Genomic DNA, 15,771 nt, shown 5'->3' on the forward strand with positions numbered 1-15,771 from the left:
CGCTTGCACGGGGCGGCACGGGCCGCCTCGTAACCAACCTTCATTGGGTGTTCTCGTACATGTTCAGACCCTTGCCCTTGTTCATCGGTGCTCGCTACACCCGTGCCAAGCGCCGTAACCACTTCATCTCGTTCATCTCCATGACCTCGATGATCGGCCTGTCCCTGGGCGTGCTGGCGATGATCGTGGTGCTCTCGGTGATGAACGGCTTCCAGCGCGAGATGAGTTCGCGCATCCTCGGCCTGGTGCCTCACGCCAGCATCCTCGGCGTGCAACCGCTGGACGACTGGCGCAAGGTGGCGGGCGCAGCCCTGAAGAACCCCGCGGTGATGGCCGCTGCACCGCTGACGGAAATGGAAGGCATGCTCTCCTACAAGGGCGCGATGCAGCCGATCCAGGTCAGTGGCATCGACCCGGCCGAGGAGGGCAAGGTCTCCATCGTTGGCCAGCACATCGTCCAGGGCCGCCTGCAGGACCTGCTGCCGGGCGAGTATGGCGTGGTGATCGGCGAGCTGACCGCCCGGCGCTTTCGTCTCAACACCGGCGACAAGCTGACCCTGATCGTCCCGGAGATCAGCAAGGCACCGGGCGGCATCACCCCCCGTATGCAGCGCCTGACCGTGGTCGGCATCTTCAAGGTCGGTGCCGAGCTGGACGGTTCCCAGGCCTACATCAACGTGGCCGACGCCGGCGAGATGCAGCGCTGGGCACCGGGCAGCGTGCAGGGCGTGCGCCTGAAGCTGCACGACCTGTACGCTGCGCCGCAGGTGTCCAAGGCGATCGCCGCCGGGCTGGGCGAGGCCTACCGTGCCGATGACTGGTCGCACACCCAGGGCAGCCTGTTCAGCGCCATGAAGATGGAAAAGACCATGATCGGTTTGTTGCTGTTGATGATCATCGCCGTGGCGGCGTTCAACATCATCGCTACCCTGGTCATGGTGGTGAACGACAAGGGTTCGGACATCGCCATCCTGCGCACCATCGGCGCCACGCCTGCGCAGATCATGGGCACGTTCATGGTCCAGGGGTCGCTGATCGGTATCGTCGGCACCCTGGTCGGTGGTGTGCTCGGGGTGGTCGCCGCGCTCAACGTCAGCCAGATCGTCGGTTGGCTGGAGCGGGTCAGTGGGCAGCACATCTTCACGTCCGATGTGTATTTCATCAGCAGCCTGCCGTCGCAGTTGCAGTGGGGGGATGTGGCGATCATCTGCGCGGCGGGGTTGGTGATGAGCTTCCTGGCCACGATCTATCCGGCGTATCGCGCTTCCCAGGTGGAACCGGCGATGGCGTTGCGGTACGAGTGATCTACGGGCAGGGCCGCTGTGCGGCCCATCGCGGGCAAGCCCAGGCAGGGGCAGCGGCGCTCACGAATCATGTGCCATTGCAAGGGAGTCCGTTGCGGGCGGATAGACAGTCCCTCTCACCGTGCTTCGGGTAACTCGATCAGGAACCGTGTCCAGCCTCCCGCGCATTCGGCCCGGATGTTCCCGCCATGGGCCTGCACGATCGAGCGGGTGATCGCCAGCCCCAGCCCCGCATGCTCGCTGCTGCCTTCCTGGCGTGCGGGGTCGGCCCGGTAGAAGCGGTCGAACAGCCGCGGCAGTATTTGCGCCGCGATGGCCGGGCCGGTATTGGCCACGCTGATGTGCAGCCCCGGCGCCAGTGTCACTCGGATCTCTCCGCCGCTGGGCGTGAAGCGCAGGGCATTGTCCAGCAGATTGGACAGGGCCCTGCGCAGCATGTGCCGATCACCCTCCAACTGCGCCTCACCCACACGCTGCAGGCGTACCTCGGCGTCCTCGGCCAGTGGCGCGTAGTACTCCAGCAAGGCATCCACCTCCGCGGCAAGGTCCAGCGGCTGGCGGTTGGGGGGCAGCAGGCCATGGTCGGCCTTGGCCAGGTAGAGCATGTCGTTGACCAGTTGCGCCATCCATTGCAGCTCCTCCAGGTTACCGTGCAGGGCTTCGCGATAGTCCTCCAGGCTGCGTGGCCGGGTGAGGGTGACCTGGGTGTGGGTCAGCAGGTTGGACAGTGGCGTACGCAGCTCGTGGGCGATGTCGGCGGAAAATGCCGAAAGGCGTTGGAAGGCATCCTCCAGGCGCTGCAGCATGGCGTTGACCGTGCTGGCGAGCTCGGCCAGTTCCTCGGGCATCTGCGCCACCGGCAGCCGGGTTGTCAGCGAGCGGGCGTTGACGCTGGCGGCGACATCGCCCATCTGCCGCAATGGTCGCAGCCCGCGCCGGGCGGCCCAGGCGCCGAGCAGCGCGGTGGCCAGGGCCGAAAGGCCGACGGTGAGCCAGATCAGGCGCTGCATGCCTTGCAGGAAATGCTGGTGATGGGTGATGTCGAGGAACAGGGTCAGTTGCGCCGAGCCCGGGGTGGCGGTGTCCAGGCGGGCGCCCAGGCTGCGGTAGTCGACGCCGTTGGCGTGCAGGGTGGCCAGGCCGGGCTGGCGTGGTGCGTCCGGTAGGTCAGGCCGGCTGTCGAACCATAGCGTGCCGTCGCCGCCGCGGATGCGCAGGGCCAGGTCGGCCTGGTGGCTGAGCTCGATGCGCAAGGCCAGCAGGTGTGGCGCCAGTTCGGCGGGGGAGCTCACGCCGTCGAGCAGGGCGTGCAGAACCGACAGCCGGCTGCCTAGCAGTTGTTCGTCCAGTTCGATGAAGTGCTGTTCGCTGGCCCGGCTGAACAGCACGCCGGCGGTCAGCGAGACGGCGGCGGTACAGGCGGCGAAGAGCAGGGCAAGGCGCCCACCGAGGGACAGGCGCGGCATCAGTCCTGGCGCTCCTCGAGCACGTAGCCCATGCCGCGTACGGTATGGATCAGCTTGTTGTCGTGGGCGTCGTCGATCTTCAGGCGCAGGCGGCGGATCGCCACCTCGATGACGTTGGTGTCACTGTCGAAGTTCATGTCCCAGACCTGCGAGGCGATCAGCGACTTGGGCAGCACCTCGCCCTGGCGACGCAGCAGCAGTTCGAGCAGGGCGAACTCCTTGGCGGTCAGGTCGATGCGCTGGCCGCCGCGCTCGGCCCGGCGGCGGATCAGGTCCAGGCGCAGATCGGCCAGGGTCAGGCTGGTATCCAGGCTGGGGCTGGCGCCTCGGCGCAGCAGGCTGCGTACCCGGGCCAGCAGTTCGGAAAAGGCGAAGGGCTTGACCAGATAGTCGTCGGCGCCCAGCTCCAGGCCGTGTACCCGGTCTTGCACGGCGTCGCGGGCGGTGAGGAACAGCACCGGCGTGTCCAGGCCAGCCTGGCGCACGGCCTGGAGGATCTGCCAGCCGTTGCGGCCGGGGAGCATCACATCGAGGATCAGCAGGTCGTGGTCGCCGCCCAGGGCCAGGTGCAGGCCGGTGTCGCCGTCGCCGGCAAGCTCGGTGGCGAAGCCCGCTTCGCTCAGGCCTTGGCACAGGTACTGGCCGGTCTTGGCCTGGTCCTCGACGATCAGCAGTTTCATGGGGGCTTTGCTCCAAAAGATTGGCGGGCTTCGGTGGGCGCCGGGTGCCAATGATACGTGACGATAGGCGGGCCCGGCGAAGCTGACAAAGTTGTAATCTCCCTGTCAGGCAACTGCCAGTTGCCTCAGCCTAGAGTGGTTCCATCGCTGCTGTAGCCTTGGAGTAGACATGAAACACCCCCTTATCGCCGCCGCCCTCGCGCTGTTCAGCCTGCCCGTGCTCGCCGACAGTGGCCATGGCTTCGCCTTCGGCGAGCCAGCGCCGGCGGCCAAGGCCACCCGTACCGTCGAGGTGCTGCTCAAGGACATCGCCTTCGAGCCCCGCGGCCTGCAGGTCAAGGCCGGCGAGACCGTGCGCTTCGTGCTCATCAACGAAGGCCAGTTGCCCCACGAGTTCAACCTTGGCGACAAGGCCATGCACGCCGAGCACCAGAAGCAAATGCTGGCCATGCAAGGCAAGCTCTTCACCGCCGGCGCGGATCACGGGGGCATGGACCACGGTCATGGCGCGCACGGCCACGAGGCCGGCAACACGGTGCTGGTCCCGCCCGGCCAGCGTGCCGAGCTGACGTGGACCTTCCGCGCCTCGGCGCCCATCGAGTTCGCCTGCAATGTGCCGGGGCACTACCAGGCGGGCATGGTCGGGCCGTTGACCATCGAGTGACATCGACCACAAGGCAGGGGGCAAAAACGGTAGAATAGGTGCATTCCGAATTGCCAGGTCAGACCCATGCATCCCGCCGCCGAACACTCCCCGCTGGGCAAATCCAGCGAATACATCGCCACCTACACACCTTCGCTGCTGTTCCCGATCCCGCGTACGGCCAAGTGGGCCGAACTCGGCGTCAGCGCCCAGACCCTGCCATGGCAGGGGGTGGACTACTGGAACTGCTTCGAGATGTCCTGGCTGCTGCCTTCGGGCAAGCCGGTGGTGGCCATCGGCGAATTCGCCATCCCGGCCGATTCGCCGAACATCATCGAGTCCAAGTCGTTCAAGCTGTACCTCAACTCGCTGAACCAGACGGCCTTCGCCAGCACCAGCGAGTTGCAGGCTTGCCTGGAGAAGGACCTCTCAGCCGCCGCTGGCAAGCCGGTGACGGTGCGGGTGCGCAGCCTGGGCGAAGTCGAGGCCCAGGGCGTGGTGGCCTTGCCAGGTCAGTGCATCGATGTGCTGGATGTGACCATCAACAACTACGAGCATCCACAGCCTGAACTGCTGCACTGCGACCCGCAGCGCGTGGTCGAGGAAACCCTGCACAGCCACCTGCTCAAGTCCAACTGCCCGGTCACTGGCCAGCCAGACTGGGGCAGTGTGGTGGTCGAGTACAAGGGCCTGGCCCTGGACCATGCCAGCCTGCTGAGCTACCTGGTGAGCTTCCGCCAGCATGCCGACTTCCATGAACAGTGCGTCGAGCGCATCTACCTGGACCTGCTGCGCCTGCTCGAGCCCGAGCACCTGACCGTGTATGCCCGTTACGTGCGCCGTGGCGGGCTGGATATCAACCCCTACCGCAGCACCCGGGCGATCGCGCCTGGCAACCAGCGGCTGGTTCGTCAGTAAGGATGTTTGTGAGTCTTGGGGCTGCTTTGCAGCCCATTTGCGGACCAGGCCCTTTCCCGCCGGGACCGTGCAAGCCGCGTCGTCGGTGATCGCCTCGGACTCTGTGGGTGCCGGCTTGCCGGCGATGGGCCGCAAGGCGGCCCTCTGGCTCAGATACCCATGCTGTGCAGGTGATTGGCAATATTGCGCAGGATGGCGGTGAGATCCGGGTGTTCGGCCTCGAAGCGTTCGACGGCCGCGTTGACGCCATCGACCAGGTTGTTGTCCTGGGTGGCCTCTTCCAGTTTGAGCTGGGCTTCGATCTGCTGCATCAGTTCATGCAGATGTTCGCGCTCTTCCAAGGAGAGCGGCGGGTTGCGTTCCAGTTGCTCGCGCAGGCTTTCGAGTTGCTCTTGCAGTTCGCGGGCAGGCATCGGGTGTTCTCCCTCTATGGCTTGGCAAGGCATGGACCTCGGCGGTGAGGCAAAGGTTCTCGCTTGTCTTCAATCGTAATCCACCTGCCGGCGCTTTGCATGATCCGCGTCAACGGCGCTGTGTCAGGGTTTTTCACCCTTGCGCCGGCGCTGGGCGATGTCGGCAAGGCAGGTGTCGAGGGCTTCGAGGTGGTCGATCACCGAGTGCACACCGAGGCTGAACAGCTCGAGCGTAGCCTTGCCGCGTGCCCGTTCGCGCGCCTCCCGGCTCATCGCCTGCCATTGGCCGGAGGTGTGGTTGCAGGCAGGGCTGCAGGCGGCCAGGCCCACGGTCCACAGCCCGGCGTTGAGACCGGACTGCAGCAGGCGCGGATCGCCGCTGACCAGCACGCAGCCGTCCAGGCGTTGGCTCTGCAAGGACATGAGTGCGTGCCAGCAGGCATTCGGCGCCGGCCAGGGGGGCGCGTTGCCGGCCTGGCCCGGCAGCCAGTCGGGCAGCACGCTGGCCAGAGACTCGCCCTGGCTGGCGCTGAGCTCGTCGAGCCATATGCAAGGGACCTGCTGGCGCCGCAGGCCGGTGAGGGCATCCAGGGCGCCAGGGGTGGGCAGTGGGCTGCCGTTGGCGGCCTGGACCAGGCAGCCGCGCAAACCGAAGAGCACGGCGGTGAAGGCGGGTGCGTCTTGCATGGTCAACTTCCCTGAAATAGCCCGCAGGCTATTCGGCAATTGTTACCGGTAGATGACTACGTAACAGACGCTCACAAAATAGTGAGCAAAAATGTGTAAGGCTGTTTATCAGCCAGCGAGCCTTTATACTGGCGGCTTGTCCGGCAGCGCGCCCAGGCGCCTGCCACCGTGAATCCCGATGGAGAAACATCTATGCATAGGATCGGTGCCGGCGTGATCGAGCGAATCACCCAGGCCTGTGTCTGCGCCAGCCTGCTGCTGGCGCCCGTGGCCGCCAGCCAGGCGGCTACCGAGGAGGACCCCTGGGAGGCGGTGAACCGCCCGATCTTCAGGTTCAACGATACCCTCGATACCTATGCCCTCAAGCCGTTGGCCAAGGGATACCAGGCAGTCACCCCGCAATTTCTCGAAGACGGCATCCATAACATCTTCCGCAACCTGGGCGACGTCACCAACCTGGTCAACGACCTGCTGCAGCTCAAGCCGCACGCGGCGGGCGTGGATACCGCGCGGCTGATCGTCAACACCACGTTCGGCCTGGGCGGTTTCTTCGATGTCGGCACCAAGATGGGCCTGCAGCGCAACGACGAGGACTTCGGCCAGACCCTGGGCTACTGGGGCGTGGGCAGCGGTCCGTACGTGGTGATCCCGTTCCTTGGCCCAAGCACCGTGCGCGACGGCCTGGCCAAGTACCCGGACACCTACACCAAGCCTTACCGCTACATCGACCATGTGCCGACTCGCAATTCGATTTTCGCCCTGGATGTGGTCGACACCCGCGCCGACCTGCTGTCGGCGGAAAAGCTGATCAGCGGCGACAAGTACATCTTCATCCGCAACGCCTACCTGCAGAACCGCGAGTTCAAGGTCAAGGATGGGGAAGTCGAGGACGATTTCTGATCCCGGCGGGGATGAAAAAGGCGACCTTCGGGTCGATGCTGGTCAGTTAAGGGTTACAGCGCCATTGGGGGGGCGAAGCGGCCCCAGGCTTAACTGACAGGCATTGACCCTGGAAATCAGTGCATCGCCAGGATGCGCAAGCCGAATTTCTGCTGACCATCGGGCTGCTCGGCGATCCACACCACCTCGGTGCTGGCGTGCAGGCCCTTGAGGGCAGGGTGGTCGGAATCGATACGTACCTCGATCCGGTCGCCCACCTGGAAATGCTCCCGTGCCTGCACCTGCATGCCGCCACTGGAGAGGTCGAGGCAGACTGCCGCGATCACCTGGTCGGCATGCAGCAGGGTGACTTCGGTATCGATGCGCATACGAATGAAGTCGCGTTTCTCGCCGTGGTTCGAGGGTATCTGGGACATGCTGCATCCTTCCCATCAGGTTGCGCGGGTCGGCTTTCTTATAACTCCCGGTGATTTGCCCTGTAAAGTGCGCAGCACTCGACCCTTGCATGCTTGAAACGCCTGGCGGATGGGAGTACCGTCTGCGCCTTACAGGGCACCTCTGCCAGTTGCCGGGCCAGTCTTCTTGGCCTACAACTCAAGTAGAGAGTCGCCACAGAGTATTCCAGTAGCTGCCCGTCCGCCTTGCCGACGTCGCTGCTCCAACCTAATCCGGCGCCGTTCGCCCACATGCAGAAACCCAGTGCAACGCTGCTGATCATCGATGACGACGACGTGGTCCGTGCCAGCCTCGCCGCCTATCTGGAAGACAGTGGCTTCAGCGTCCTCCAGGCCGCCAACGGCCAGCAGGGCCTCCAGGTCTTCGAAGAACACCAGCCCGACCTCGTGATCTGCGATCTGCGCATGCCGCAGATGGGCGGCCTTGAGCTGATCCGCCGGGTCAGCGAGCGGGCGCCGCAGTTGCCGGTCATCGTGGTGTCCGGGGCCGGGGTCATGAGCGATGCGGTCGAGGCCCTGCGCCTGGGCGCCGCCGACTACCTGATCAAGCCCCTGGAAGACTTGGCCGTGCTCGAGCACTCGGTGCGCCGTGCCCTCGACCGCTCGCGGCTGGTGCTGGAGAACCAGCGCTACCGCGACAAGCTCGAGGCTGCCAACCGTGAGCTGGAAGCCAGCCTGCACCTGCTGCAGGAGGACCAGAACGCCGGCCGCCAGGTACAGATGAACATGCTGCCGGAAAGCCCATGGTTGGCCGGCGACCTGTCGTTCGAGCACCAGATCATCCCGTCGTTGTACCTGTCGGGCGATTTCGCCGATTATTTCCGGGTGGACGAGCGCCGTATCGCCTTCTACCTGGCGGACGTGTCCGGGCATGGCGCTTCGTCGGCGTTCGTCACCGTGCTGCTCAAGTTCATGACCACCCGGCTGCTGTTCGAATTCAAGCGCAGCGGCAGGATGCGCGACTTCAAGCCTTCGCAAGTGCTGAGCCACATCAACCGTGGGCTGATCAACTGCAAGCTGGGCAAGCACGTGACCATGGTCGGTGGGGTGATCGACGAGGAAGCCGGGCTGATGACCTACAGCGTCGGCGGCCATTTGCCGCTGCCGGTGCTCTATACCCCGGGCCAGGCCCGTTACCTGGAGGGGCGCGGCCTGCCGGTAGGGCTGTTCGACGAGGCCAGCTACCAGGACCATGTGCTGGAGCTGCCACGGCACTTCAGCCTGACCCTGATGTCCGATGGCATACTGGACCTTTTGCCTGGGGACACACTCAAAGATAAGGAAGCGACCTTGCCGGAAATCGTCAAGGAAGCCGGTGGCAGCCTGGACGGGCTGCGCCAACGATTCGGATTGGCTACGCTTGGGGAGATGCCGGATGATATCGCCCTATTGGTGTTGAGCAGGAACCTTGAATGAGTACCGGTAGAATCCAGTTCGCCGAGCAGAGCGGGACCTTCGTTCTGAAATTCGTCGGTGAAGTGCGCCTGACCCTGTGTTCGGCGCTGGATGCGACGATCGAGAAAATCTTCACCGCGCTGAACTTCTCGGCCATCGTCATCGACCTGACCGAGACCGAAAGCATCGACAGCACCACCCTGGGCCTGCTGGCCAAGCTGTCGATCCTGTCCCGGCAGAAGGTGGGCCTGCTGCCTACCGTGGTGACCACCAACCCGGACATTTCCCGTCTGCTGCAGTCCATGGGCTTCGACCAGGTGTTCAACATCGTCGATCGCCCGGTCCCTTGCCCGGAATGCCTTACCGACCTGCCATCCCAGGACCAGAACGAAGAGGTGGTGCGCTCCAAGGTGCTGGAGGCGCACAAGATCCTCATGGGTCTGAACGACTCCAACCGTGAGGCGTTCCACGACCTGGTGAGCGCCCTGGAGCGCTCCTGAGCGAGCCCGGGCTACCGATGCGTGGCGTCAGTCCCGCACGAACTCGGTAGCCGCGGCGCCGTCGGCATTGAGCTGGAACACCCGCGCCGGCCGGCCTTGCTCATCGAAGAATACCTGCCCCAAACCTGCACTGTTCCACAGCCGCTCTCCCGCCTGGCTGTGGCTGGGTGTGCGTGGCACTACCTCCATCTGCCGGCGCTTGGTGAACCAGTTGAGTGGCGAATGTGGTGCATACAGCCAACGGTTGAGGCGATCGAGCACGTCCAGCAGGCGCTTGGGGAACTGGTTCTTGATCCCGCTGCTGGTGACCTGCCACAGGTGCGGGCTGCGCTGGCGGTGGCGGATCAGCACTTCATAGACGAAGGAGTAGTGCACGTCACCGGAAAGGATCACGTAGTGCCCGGGCGTGCGCGAATGGCGGAAGATGTTGAGGATCACCTGGGCCGCGCCGCGATGGGCCATCCAGTTTTCCGCGTCGACCAGCAGCGGATAGCCGAGCCCGCTGAAGACCCGTTGCACCGTCTCGATCAGTTTGACGCCGAAGATCGGTGCCGGTGACACGACGATCGCCGAAGGATGGTCGAGCAGGGCCTGTTGCAGCTCGCACAGCGCCTCCCAGTCGAGCAGGCCGGACGGCTTCTTCAGGCTGCTTTCGCTGCGCCAGCGGCGGGTGCGGGTGTCCAGCACCAGCAATGGCGGATCGCTGGGCAGGTCGAACTGCCAGCCCTGGAAGCGCAGCAGTTGGTCGATCAATTGGTCCTGGGCAGCGTTGTCCAGGTGCGCTTGGGCCGTTCGCTCGCCCAGGGCCCTGCAGGCTTCGGCCAGCCCCGCGCAGCCGTCCGGATCGTTGCCCCAGCCCTGGCAGAGCAGGTAGCCGAGCAGGGCGTTGCCGATGATCCGCCGCGAGAAGGGGTGGCCGTAGGCGGTCTGTTCCCACTGCGCCGAAAGGTTCCAGTCGTCGGTGATGTCGTGGTCGTCGAAGATCATCAGCGAGGGCAGGTGGGCCATCACCCGGGCCACTTGACCGAGGCCGGCGGCGAACGCTTGGATCAGCGGCAGTTCTGCGCGATACCGGGCCTGGCGCGGTTCGCTCAGGCCTGCGGGCATGTCCATGCGCACCAGGCGCCAGGGCACTGGCGACCAGACCAGCAGGTACATGGCCATGACTTCGGCGAAGGTCACCAGGTGATTGTCGGCGTTGCTGCTGGAGAAGATCGGTTTGCGCTTGCCGCCGAAGAAGCGTTCGCGCAGGCTCTCGTTGCTTTCCTGGGCCGGCAGCAGGTCGGCGCGGTGGTAATAGCTGGCCGGGTGGCGGTACAGCGCGGTGCTGTCGTCGACCAGGGCGCCTTCGAGGTATTCGCCGAACAGCCCCAGGTGCTCGATGAGCTCATGGATGGCGCGCAGCATGGGGCCTGCCACGTCGTCGGCGTAGACCTGGTCGCCCGTCATCAGCAGCAGGGCGGGGCGCTCTTGCGGACGCTGGCAGGCTTGCAGCAGGCGGTCGGCGCAGAGCAGGCCATCGGCGGCGGGGTGATGGGGCTTGCGGCATGAGCCGTGAAGCAGTTGGTCGAGGCGCTCGCGCAGCACGAAGCTTGGCCGGCGGGTGCCGGGGTAGAGCAGGTGCGGGGCCCAGTCGGCGATGCCTTGGCTGTTGTCCAGCAGCAGATCGTAGCCGATGGCCTGGTTGCGAGGCAGCGGCTGGTCGAAGCGGATGTCCAGCAGGTGCACGAAGGCGTGCCGGCCCACTGGGATCACCTCGCAGGCAAGATTGGCCTCGATGCTTGGGCAATCGAGCACGAACTCGGGGCGAAGCGGTTGCGTGCCGACCAGCCAGATGGCCAGGCGCTGGGGTTCCAGGCGGCGCAGCACGGGGCCGGCGAGAATGAGGGGTAGGGTGGTCATCGACAGTTCAGGTTGCAAGCCGACCCATTCGCAGGCAAGTCCACAGAGGCTGCGTCGACCATACATAATGGGTTTGCAAGGCCATGTGGGGGCGGGCTTGCCCGCGAAAGCGTCAGTACGTTCAACGGGCAGTGCCTGCGCAAACGCAGCACCCAGACGAAAAGCGGGCGGAAATGCTCGGCATTTGCCGCCCGCGGGGCAAACCAGATTTGTATCAGGCTTTTTCAGCCATCAACGCTTCCAGCTTCTCCTGGTCCCGGGCGAACTGGCGGATACCCTCGGCCAGCTTCTCCGTGGCCATGGCGTCTTCGTTCATCGCCCAGCGGAACTGGCTTTCGTTCAACTGCTGCTTGGCCTCACCGGCATTGCCGGGTTGGAGCACGCGCGGCAGTTGGCCCTGGTCGTCGCTCAATTGCTGCAGCAGCTCGGGGCTGATGGTCAGGCGGTCGCAACCGGCCAGTTGCTCGATCTGGCCGATATTGCGGAAGCTCGCGCCCATGACCACGGTGTCGTAGCCGTTGGCCTTGTAGTAGTTGTAGATGCGCGTCACCGATTGCACGCCCGGGTCTTCGGCGCCGACGTATTCCTTGCCGGTGCTCTTCTTGTACCAGTCGTAGATACGGCCCACGAACGGCGAGATCAGGAACACCCCGGCATCGGCGCAGGCCTGGGCTTGGGCGAAGGAGAACAGCAGGGTCAGGTTGGTCTGGATCTGCTCGCGTTCGAGCTGCTCGGCGGCGCGGATGCCTTCCCAAGTGGATGCCAGCTTGATCAGCACGCGATCACGCGGGATGCCGGCCTGTTCGTACAGCGCGATCAGTTGGCGGGCCTTGGCCAGCAATGCCGGTTCGTCGAACGACAGGCGTGCGTCCACTTCGGTGGAAATGCGCCCTGGAATGACCTTGAGGATGCCTGAGCCGACGGCCACGGCGAACTTGTCGCAGGCCAGGTCCACATTGCCCTTGGCGTCGGCCCTGACTTGCCTGAGCAGGTCGGCGTAGCCGGGAATGGCGGCGGCCTTGAGCAGCAGCGAGGGGTTGGTGGTGGCATCGACCGGCTTGAGGCGGGTGATGGCGTCCAGGTCCCCGGTGTCGGCGACCACGGTGGTGAACTGCTTGAGTTGTTCCAGCTTGGAGGTCATGGGCGTGCTCTGTCCTGTGCAATGACTCGACATTACCCGAGCCCCGGCGACCGCTCAAGGGCCGGGGGGGCAGGATGGGCGAGGGAATGAAGGTTCGAGTCGAAAGCGCACCCGGGGTTCCGTCAGCGGCCCTGCAGCAGCTCGGCGGCCTGGTCGAGCACGGCCAGCGGCTCGGCGGCCTTGTGGATGTCTGCCGACAGCAACTGGCGGAAGCGCCGGGCACCGGGGAAGCCCTGGCCCAGGCCGAGGATGTGGCGGGTGATGTGATGGATGGCGCCGCCGCTTTCCATGTGCGCGACGATATACGGACGCAGCCGTGCCAGCACCTCGCTGCGGCTGATGACCGGCGCCGTGCTGCCGAACAACTGCTGGTCTACTTCGGCCAGCAGGTAGGGGTTGTGGTACGCCTCGCGGCCGAGCATCACGCCGTCGAAGGTCTGCAAGTGCACGTGGCACTCTTCCAGTGTCTTGATACCGCCATTGAGCACCAGCTCCAGGTCCGGGAAGTCGGCCTTCAACTGCGCGGCCACGTCATAGCGCAGCGGCGGGACCTCACGGTTCTCCTTGGGCGACAGGCCTTCGAGGATGGCGATGCGCGCATGCACGGTGAAGCTGCGACAGCCCGCCTCGCGCACCTGGCCGACGAAGTCGCACAGCTCGGCATAGCTGTCACGGCCATTGATGCCGATGCGGTGCTTGACCGTGACTGGGATGTGCACCGCATCGCGCATGGCCTTGACGCAATCGGCCACCAGCGCCGGGTGGCCCATCAGGCAGGCGCCGATCATGTTGTTCTGCACCCGGTCGCTGGGGCAGCCGACGTTGAGGTTGACCTCATCGTAGCCGGCGTCCTCGGCCAGCCGGGCGCAGGCTGCCAACTCCGCCGGCACACTGCCGCCCAGTTGCAGGGCCAGCGGGTGCTCGGTGTCGTCGTGGCGCAAGAAGCGATGGGCGTCGTTGTGCAGCAGGGCGCCGGTGGTGACCATCTCCGTGTAGAGCAGGGTGTGCCTGGACAGCAGGCGCAGGAAGAACCGGCAATGGCGGTCTGTCCAGTCCATCATCGGTGCAACGCTGAAGCGGCGGGAGGGCTCAGGGCGCATGTTTTCTGGCGTAGAGCCTGATTTAACAGTCATTTCGTTCAACGTGTTCTGTACCGATTTTCGGGGGTTTTGGGGCGTTTTTACCAAGCTCTTGGTACAATGTACCAATCGAATCAGGACGTGTACCAACTCTCATGGCAACGATCAGACCCCGCAAGAAGGCCGACGGCACCATCAGCTACACAGCTCAGATCCGCATCAACCGCGACAAAGTGACAGTTTACCAAGAGAGCCAGACGTTCGCCCGCAAACAGGCCGCTCAGGCTTGGGCGAAGCGACGAGAGACTGAGTTGGCAGAACCTGGTGCGATCGAGCGGGCCAGCCGCGTGGGACATACGGTCAAACAGATGATCGACCGTTACCTGGTCGAGGCCGAGAAAGCCCGGCCATTGGGCGAGACCAAGCGGCGCACGCTGACTGCCATCAAGAACAGCTATCTGGGTGATAAGGTCGACTCCGACATTAGCCAGCAGGTGCTGGTGGACTATGCCCTTTGGCGCATGAGTCCTGACGGGGGAGGGATTAAGCCGCAGACGGCCGGCAATGATCTGGCGCACTTGGGATCAGTGTTGTCGTTGGCCAGGGCGGCCTGGGGCTACGAGATCAATCCGCAAGCAATGACCGATGCGCGCCTGGTGCTCAAGAAGTTCGGCTACAACATGAGGAGTCGCGAGCGAGATCGGCGGCCTACGTTGGATGAGCTCGACAAGGTGATTGAGCACTTTTTCGAGATGTTGCAGCGCAGGCCGACAGTCATCCATATGCCCAAGGTGGTGGCGTTCGCTATCTATTCAACGCGCCGAATGGATGAGATCACCCGCATCCTTTGGGATGATCTGGATGAACATCGGCAGTCGGTGAAAGTTCGGGACATGAAAAACCCCGGCCAGAAGATCGGCAATGATGTGTGGTGCTATTTGCCGGACGAGGCTTGGCGCATCGTGCAGAGCATGCCGCGTGAGTGCCCTGAAATCTTCCCATATAACACCGACTCTATAGGAGCCGCATGGGCAAGAGCGTGCAAGATGGTGGGGATCGAGGACCTTCACTTCCACGACTTAAGACATGAGGGTGTGAGTCGGCTGTTTGAAATGGACTGGGATATCCCGAGGGTTTCGAGTGTGTCGGGTCACCGCGACTGGAATTCCTTGCGACGTTATACCCATCTTCGTGGACGTGGCGATCGATATAGCACTTGGAAGTGGTTGGGCGCTATCTTGTATTCACGGGTAACGCTAGGGGGTAGGGCGGTCTAAATATGAAAACTCACTATATATGGCATAGAGTTAGGGGCGCGTAATGAGTGATAGCATGGTCACTTTAGTGGTTGGGCTTGCAGGTATTTTGTCTACACTGTTAGTGAGTGCGTTGGGCCTTTATTACACTGCCAAAGGGCGGGTCGCGCCATTGAGGGATGCACTTTTTTCTAGGCAGCTAGATATGGCTATGCAAGTGAGTCACCTTCTGTCACGAATTAGGTTAGACGTGATTATATTGTCGGCGGAAGACGAACGACACCATCATGAGGCAAGGACGAGTTTGGGTGGCTATTTTAAAGATTTCGCTGAGTTAGAGGAGCGGTCAGCAGTTATTCTCCCTCTTGAGCTTTGGCTGGAGCTACAAGGGCAATCGCAAATAATATGTGAATTAATTCAAGAGTATGAAGAGCAGGGTGTTATAGCATCGTCATCTGTGCGCAGGTATGAGGCCGGGATGGCGAAGGTGGCCTTGCTGTGCCGTACGATTACGGGGGTAGATCAGTTATCTGAGCATGCCATTAGTCTTTTCTCGAGTCGTAAAGACTATAAGCGTATAGTTGATATGGAGATTTCGCATTTTGATCCAGGGCTCCGAAGTAGTTCGTAGTGGTCTAATGCGATGGGCGCCCCAGTGGCGCCCATTATTTATTATGTGTTTGATTGGCCGGATTTAGCGCGCCCTATTGAGTTGTTGGTGCTCTTTTATGGCCAAGGCGCGCTGAGTCTCTAAGTACTCGGCTAAATCTGTTATGTGTATCCCTTTGGCGCTTTTTTGGCTTGATTCAAGTCTAGTTATAGGGATCTTTATTTGTCCTGCTAGCACTTTGCGCTGAAACATGTCTGGGGTTAGATGAGTAAAGTAGTCGTTGCAGACCAACTCAATAGGGATGATTGCGAGTCCGTTGTATTGTGCCATTAGCACGAAAGCTGTATTCATTTTCGTGACCCCATTTTTCGTTTTGCGGCCACATTAGCCATATAGGATGCCCATTTATCACTTTCACGCTG

The 15,771-nt window shown here is 63.2% G+C and carries 17 protein-coding genes; 8 read left to right on the top strand and 9 right to left on the bottom strand.

The window, feature by feature from the left end; translation table 11 throughout:
- Window positions 1-59 precede the first annotated feature (59 nt).
- Complete coding sequence (locus tag NJF35_RS07535; protein ID WP_253090896.1) at window positions 60-1,304, top strand: lipoprotein-releasing ABC transporter permease subunit; 1,245 nt, start codon at window positions 60-62, stop codon at window positions 1,302-1,304.
- A 116-nt stretch (window positions 1,305-1,420) separates the two neighbouring features.
- On the opposite strand, the gene NJF35_RS07540 is transcribed toward NJF35_RS07535, so the two are convergent.
- Window positions 1,421-2,773: a heavy metal sensor histidine kinase gene (locus NJF35_RS07540; protein WP_253090945.1), complete on the bottom strand. Its 1,353-nt coding sequence runs from the start codon at window positions 2,771-2,773 to the stop codon at window positions 1,421-1,423.
- Window positions 2,770-3,450: a heavy metal response regulator transcription factor gene (locus NJF35_RS07545; protein ID WP_253080493.1), complete on the bottom strand. Its 681-nt coding sequence runs from the start codon at window positions 3,448-3,450 to the stop codon at window positions 2,770-2,772. The genes NJF35_RS07540 and NJF35_RS07545 overlap by 4 nt, the downstream gene beginning before the upstream one ends.
- A gap of 169 nt (window positions 3,451-3,619) precedes the next feature.
- Here NJF35_RS07545 and NJF35_RS07550 point away from each other — a divergent pair, with 169 nt between their 5' ends.
- Entirely contained in the window at window positions 3,620-4,114 is a 495-nt protein-coding gene (locus NJF35_RS07550) for a plastocyanin/azurin family copper-binding protein (protein ID WP_253090897.1), read from the top strand.
- Between the two features lie 66 nt (window positions 4,115-4,180).
- Entirely contained in the window at window positions 4,181-5,011 is an 831-nt protein-coding gene (queF, locus tag NJF35_RS07555) for an NADPH-dependent 7-cyano-7-deazaguanine reductase QueF (protein ID WP_225786903.1), read from the top strand.
- A 149-nt stretch (window positions 5,012-5,160) separates the two neighbouring features.
- Here the strand turns inward: queF and NJF35_RS07560 are convergent, their stop codons facing one another.
- Together NJF35_RS07560 and NJF35_RS07565 are read right to left on the bottom strand one after the other, a co-directional pair.
- The gene (locus NJF35_RS07560; protein WP_225786902.1) at window positions 5,161-5,424 is read right to left on the bottom strand and encodes a DUF4404 family protein; all 264 of its coding nucleotides are present in this window, start codon (window positions 5,422-5,424) and stop codon (window positions 5,161-5,163) included.
- Between the two features lie 123 nt (window positions 5,425-5,547).
- Window positions 5,548-6,111 (bottom strand): phosphonoacetaldehyde phosphonohydrolase-related protein, encoded by a 564-nt coding sequence (locus NJF35_RS07565; RefSeq protein ID WP_253090898.1) that lies wholly within the window; start codon window positions 6,109-6,111, stop codon window positions 5,548-5,550.
- 192 nt (window positions 6,112-6,303) lie between these two features.
- Between NJF35_RS07565 and NJF35_RS07570 the strand changes: the two genes are divergently transcribed.
- Window positions 6,304-7,011, top strand: a complete 708-nt coding sequence (locus NJF35_RS07570; RefSeq protein WP_225786900.1) for a VacJ family lipoprotein — start codon at window positions 6,304-6,306, stop codon at window positions 7,009-7,011.
- A 116-nt stretch (window positions 7,012-7,127) separates the two neighbouring features.
- Here the strand turns inward: NJF35_RS07570 and NJF35_RS07575 are convergent, their stop codons facing one another.
- Entirely contained in the window at window positions 7,128-7,427 is a 300-nt protein-coding gene (locus NJF35_RS07575) for a PilZ domain-containing protein (RefSeq protein WP_225786899.1), read from the bottom strand.
- Between the two features lie 270 nt (window positions 7,428-7,697).
- On the opposite strand from NJF35_RS07575, the gene rssB reads away from it, so the two are divergent.
- Window positions 7,698-8,882, top strand: coding sequence for a two-component system response regulator RssB (rssB, locus tag NJF35_RS07580; RefSeq protein WP_225786898.1), 1,185 nt, complete (start codon window positions 7,698-7,700; stop codon window positions 8,880-8,882).
- Complete coding sequence (gene rssC, locus NJF35_RS07585; RefSeq protein ID WP_194787571.1) at window positions 8,879-9,361, top strand: anti-sigma factor antagonist RssC; 483 nt, start codon at window positions 8,879-8,881, stop codon at window positions 9,359-9,361. Before rssB ends, rssC begins: the two co-directional genes overlap by 4 nt.
- Before the next feature lie 27 nt (window positions 9,362-9,388).
- Here the strand turns inward: rssC and NJF35_RS07590 are convergent, their stop codons facing one another.
- From NJF35_RS07590 to dusA, 3 genes are all read right to left on the bottom strand, one after another.
- Window positions 9,389-11,263, bottom strand: a complete 1,875-nt coding sequence (locus NJF35_RS07590; protein WP_253090899.1) for an alkaline phosphatase D family protein — start codon at window positions 11,261-11,263, stop codon at window positions 9,389-9,391.
- A 214-nt stretch (window positions 11,264-11,477) separates the two neighbouring features.
- A complete protein-coding gene (gene tal / locus NJF35_RS07595) occupies window positions 11,478-12,404 on the bottom strand; it encodes a transaldolase (protein WP_253080492.1) in 927 nt (308 codons plus the stop codon).
- A gap of 122 nt (window positions 12,405-12,526) precedes the next feature.
- Window positions 12,527-13,504 (bottom strand): tRNA dihydrouridine(20/20a) synthase DusA, encoded by a 978-nt coding sequence (gene dusA / locus NJF35_RS07600; RefSeq protein WP_253080491.1) that lies wholly within the window; start codon window positions 13,502-13,504, stop codon window positions 12,527-12,529.
- 134 nt (window positions 13,505-13,638) lie between these two features.
- On the opposite strand from dusA, the gene NJF35_RS07605 reads away from it, so the two are divergent.
- Entirely contained in the window at window positions 13,639-14,760 is a 1,122-nt protein-coding gene (locus tag NJF35_RS07605) for a site-specific integrase (protein WP_253090900.1), read from the top strand.
- 43 nt (window positions 14,761-14,803) lie between these two features.
- The gene (locus tag NJF35_RS07610) at window positions 14,804-15,370 is read left to right on the top strand and encodes a hypothetical protein (protein WP_253090901.1); all 567 of its coding nucleotides are present in this window, start codon (window positions 14,804-14,806) and stop codon (window positions 15,368-15,370) included.
- Window positions 15,371-15,433: 63 nt separating this feature from the next.
- Here NJF35_RS07610 and NJF35_RS07615 read toward each other — a convergent pair whose 3' ends face one another.
- Window positions 15,434-15,700, bottom strand: a complete 267-nt coding sequence (locus tag NJF35_RS07615) for a pyocin activator PrtN family protein (RefSeq protein WP_253090902.1) — start codon at window positions 15,698-15,700, stop codon at window positions 15,434-15,436.
- Window positions 15,701-15,771 lie beyond the last annotated feature (71 nt).

Source organism: Pseudomonas guariconensis (assembly GCF_024127895.1).
Lineage (GTDB): Bacteria > Pseudomonadota > Gammaproteobacteria > Pseudomonadales > Pseudomonadaceae > Aquipseudomonas > Aquipseudomonas guariconensis_B.

Excerpts from the sequence above, each read along its gene's own strand:
- NJF35_RS07535 (WP_253090896.1), top strand. The coding sequence starts at position 60 with ATGTTCAGACCCTTGCCCTTGTTCATCGGTGCTCGCTACACCCGTGCC.
- NJF35_RS07545 (WP_253080493.1), bottom strand. The coding sequence starts at position 3,450 with ATGAAACTGCTGATCGTCGAGGACCAGGCCAAGACCGGCCAGTACCTG.
- NJF35_RS07550 (WP_253090897.1), top strand. The coding sequence starts at position 3,620 with ATGAAACACCCCCTTATCGCCGCCGCCCTCGCGCTGTTCAGCCTGCCC.
- queF (WP_225786903.1), top strand. The coding sequence starts at position 4,181 with ATGCATCCCGCCGCCGAACACTCCCCGCTGGGCAAATCCAGCGAATAC.
- NJF35_RS07560 (WP_225786902.1), bottom strand. The coding sequence starts at position 5,424 with ATGCCTGCCCGCGAACTGCAAGAGCAACTCGAAAGCCTGCGCGAGCAA.
- NJF35_RS07565 (WP_253090898.1), bottom strand. The coding sequence starts at position 6,111 with ATGCAAGACGCACCCGCCTTCACCGCCGTGCTCTTCGGTTTGCGCGGC.
- NJF35_RS07570 (WP_225786900.1), top strand. The coding sequence starts at position 6,304 with ATGCATAGGATCGGTGCCGGCGTGATCGAGCGAATCACCCAGGCCTGT.
- NJF35_RS07575 (WP_225786899.1), bottom strand. The coding sequence starts at position 7,427 with ATGTCCCAGATACCCTCGAACCACGGCGAGAAACGCGACTTCATTCGT.
- rssB (WP_225786898.1), top strand. The coding sequence starts at position 7,698 with ATGCAGAAACCCAGTGCAACGCTGCTGATCATCGATGACGACGACGTG.
- rssC (WP_194787571.1), top strand. The coding sequence starts at position 8,879 with ATGAGTACCGGTAGAATCCAGTTCGCCGAGCAGAGCGGGACCTTCGTT.
- NJF35_RS07590 (WP_253090899.1), bottom strand. The coding sequence starts at position 11,263 with ATGACCACCCTACCCCTCATTCTCGCCGGCCCCGTGCTGCGCCGCCTG.
- tal (WP_253080492.1), bottom strand. The coding sequence starts at position 12,404 with ATGACCTCCAAGCTGGAACAACTCAAGCAGTTCACCACCGTGGTCGCC.
- dusA (WP_253080491.1), bottom strand. The coding sequence starts at position 13,504 with ATGCGCCCTGAGCCCTCCCGCCGCTTCAGCGTTGCACCGATGATGGAC.
- NJF35_RS07605 (WP_253090900.1), top strand. The coding sequence starts at position 13,639 with ATGGCAACGATCAGACCCCGCAAGAAGGCCGACGGCACCATCAGCTAC.
- NJF35_RS07610 (WP_253090901.1), top strand. The coding sequence starts at position 14,804 with ATGAGTGATAGCATGGTCACTTTAGTGGTTGGGCTTGCAGGTATTTTG.
- NJF35_RS07615 (WP_253090902.1), bottom strand. The coding sequence starts at position 15,700 with ATGAATACAGCTTTCGTGCTAATGGCACAATACAACGGACTCGCAATC.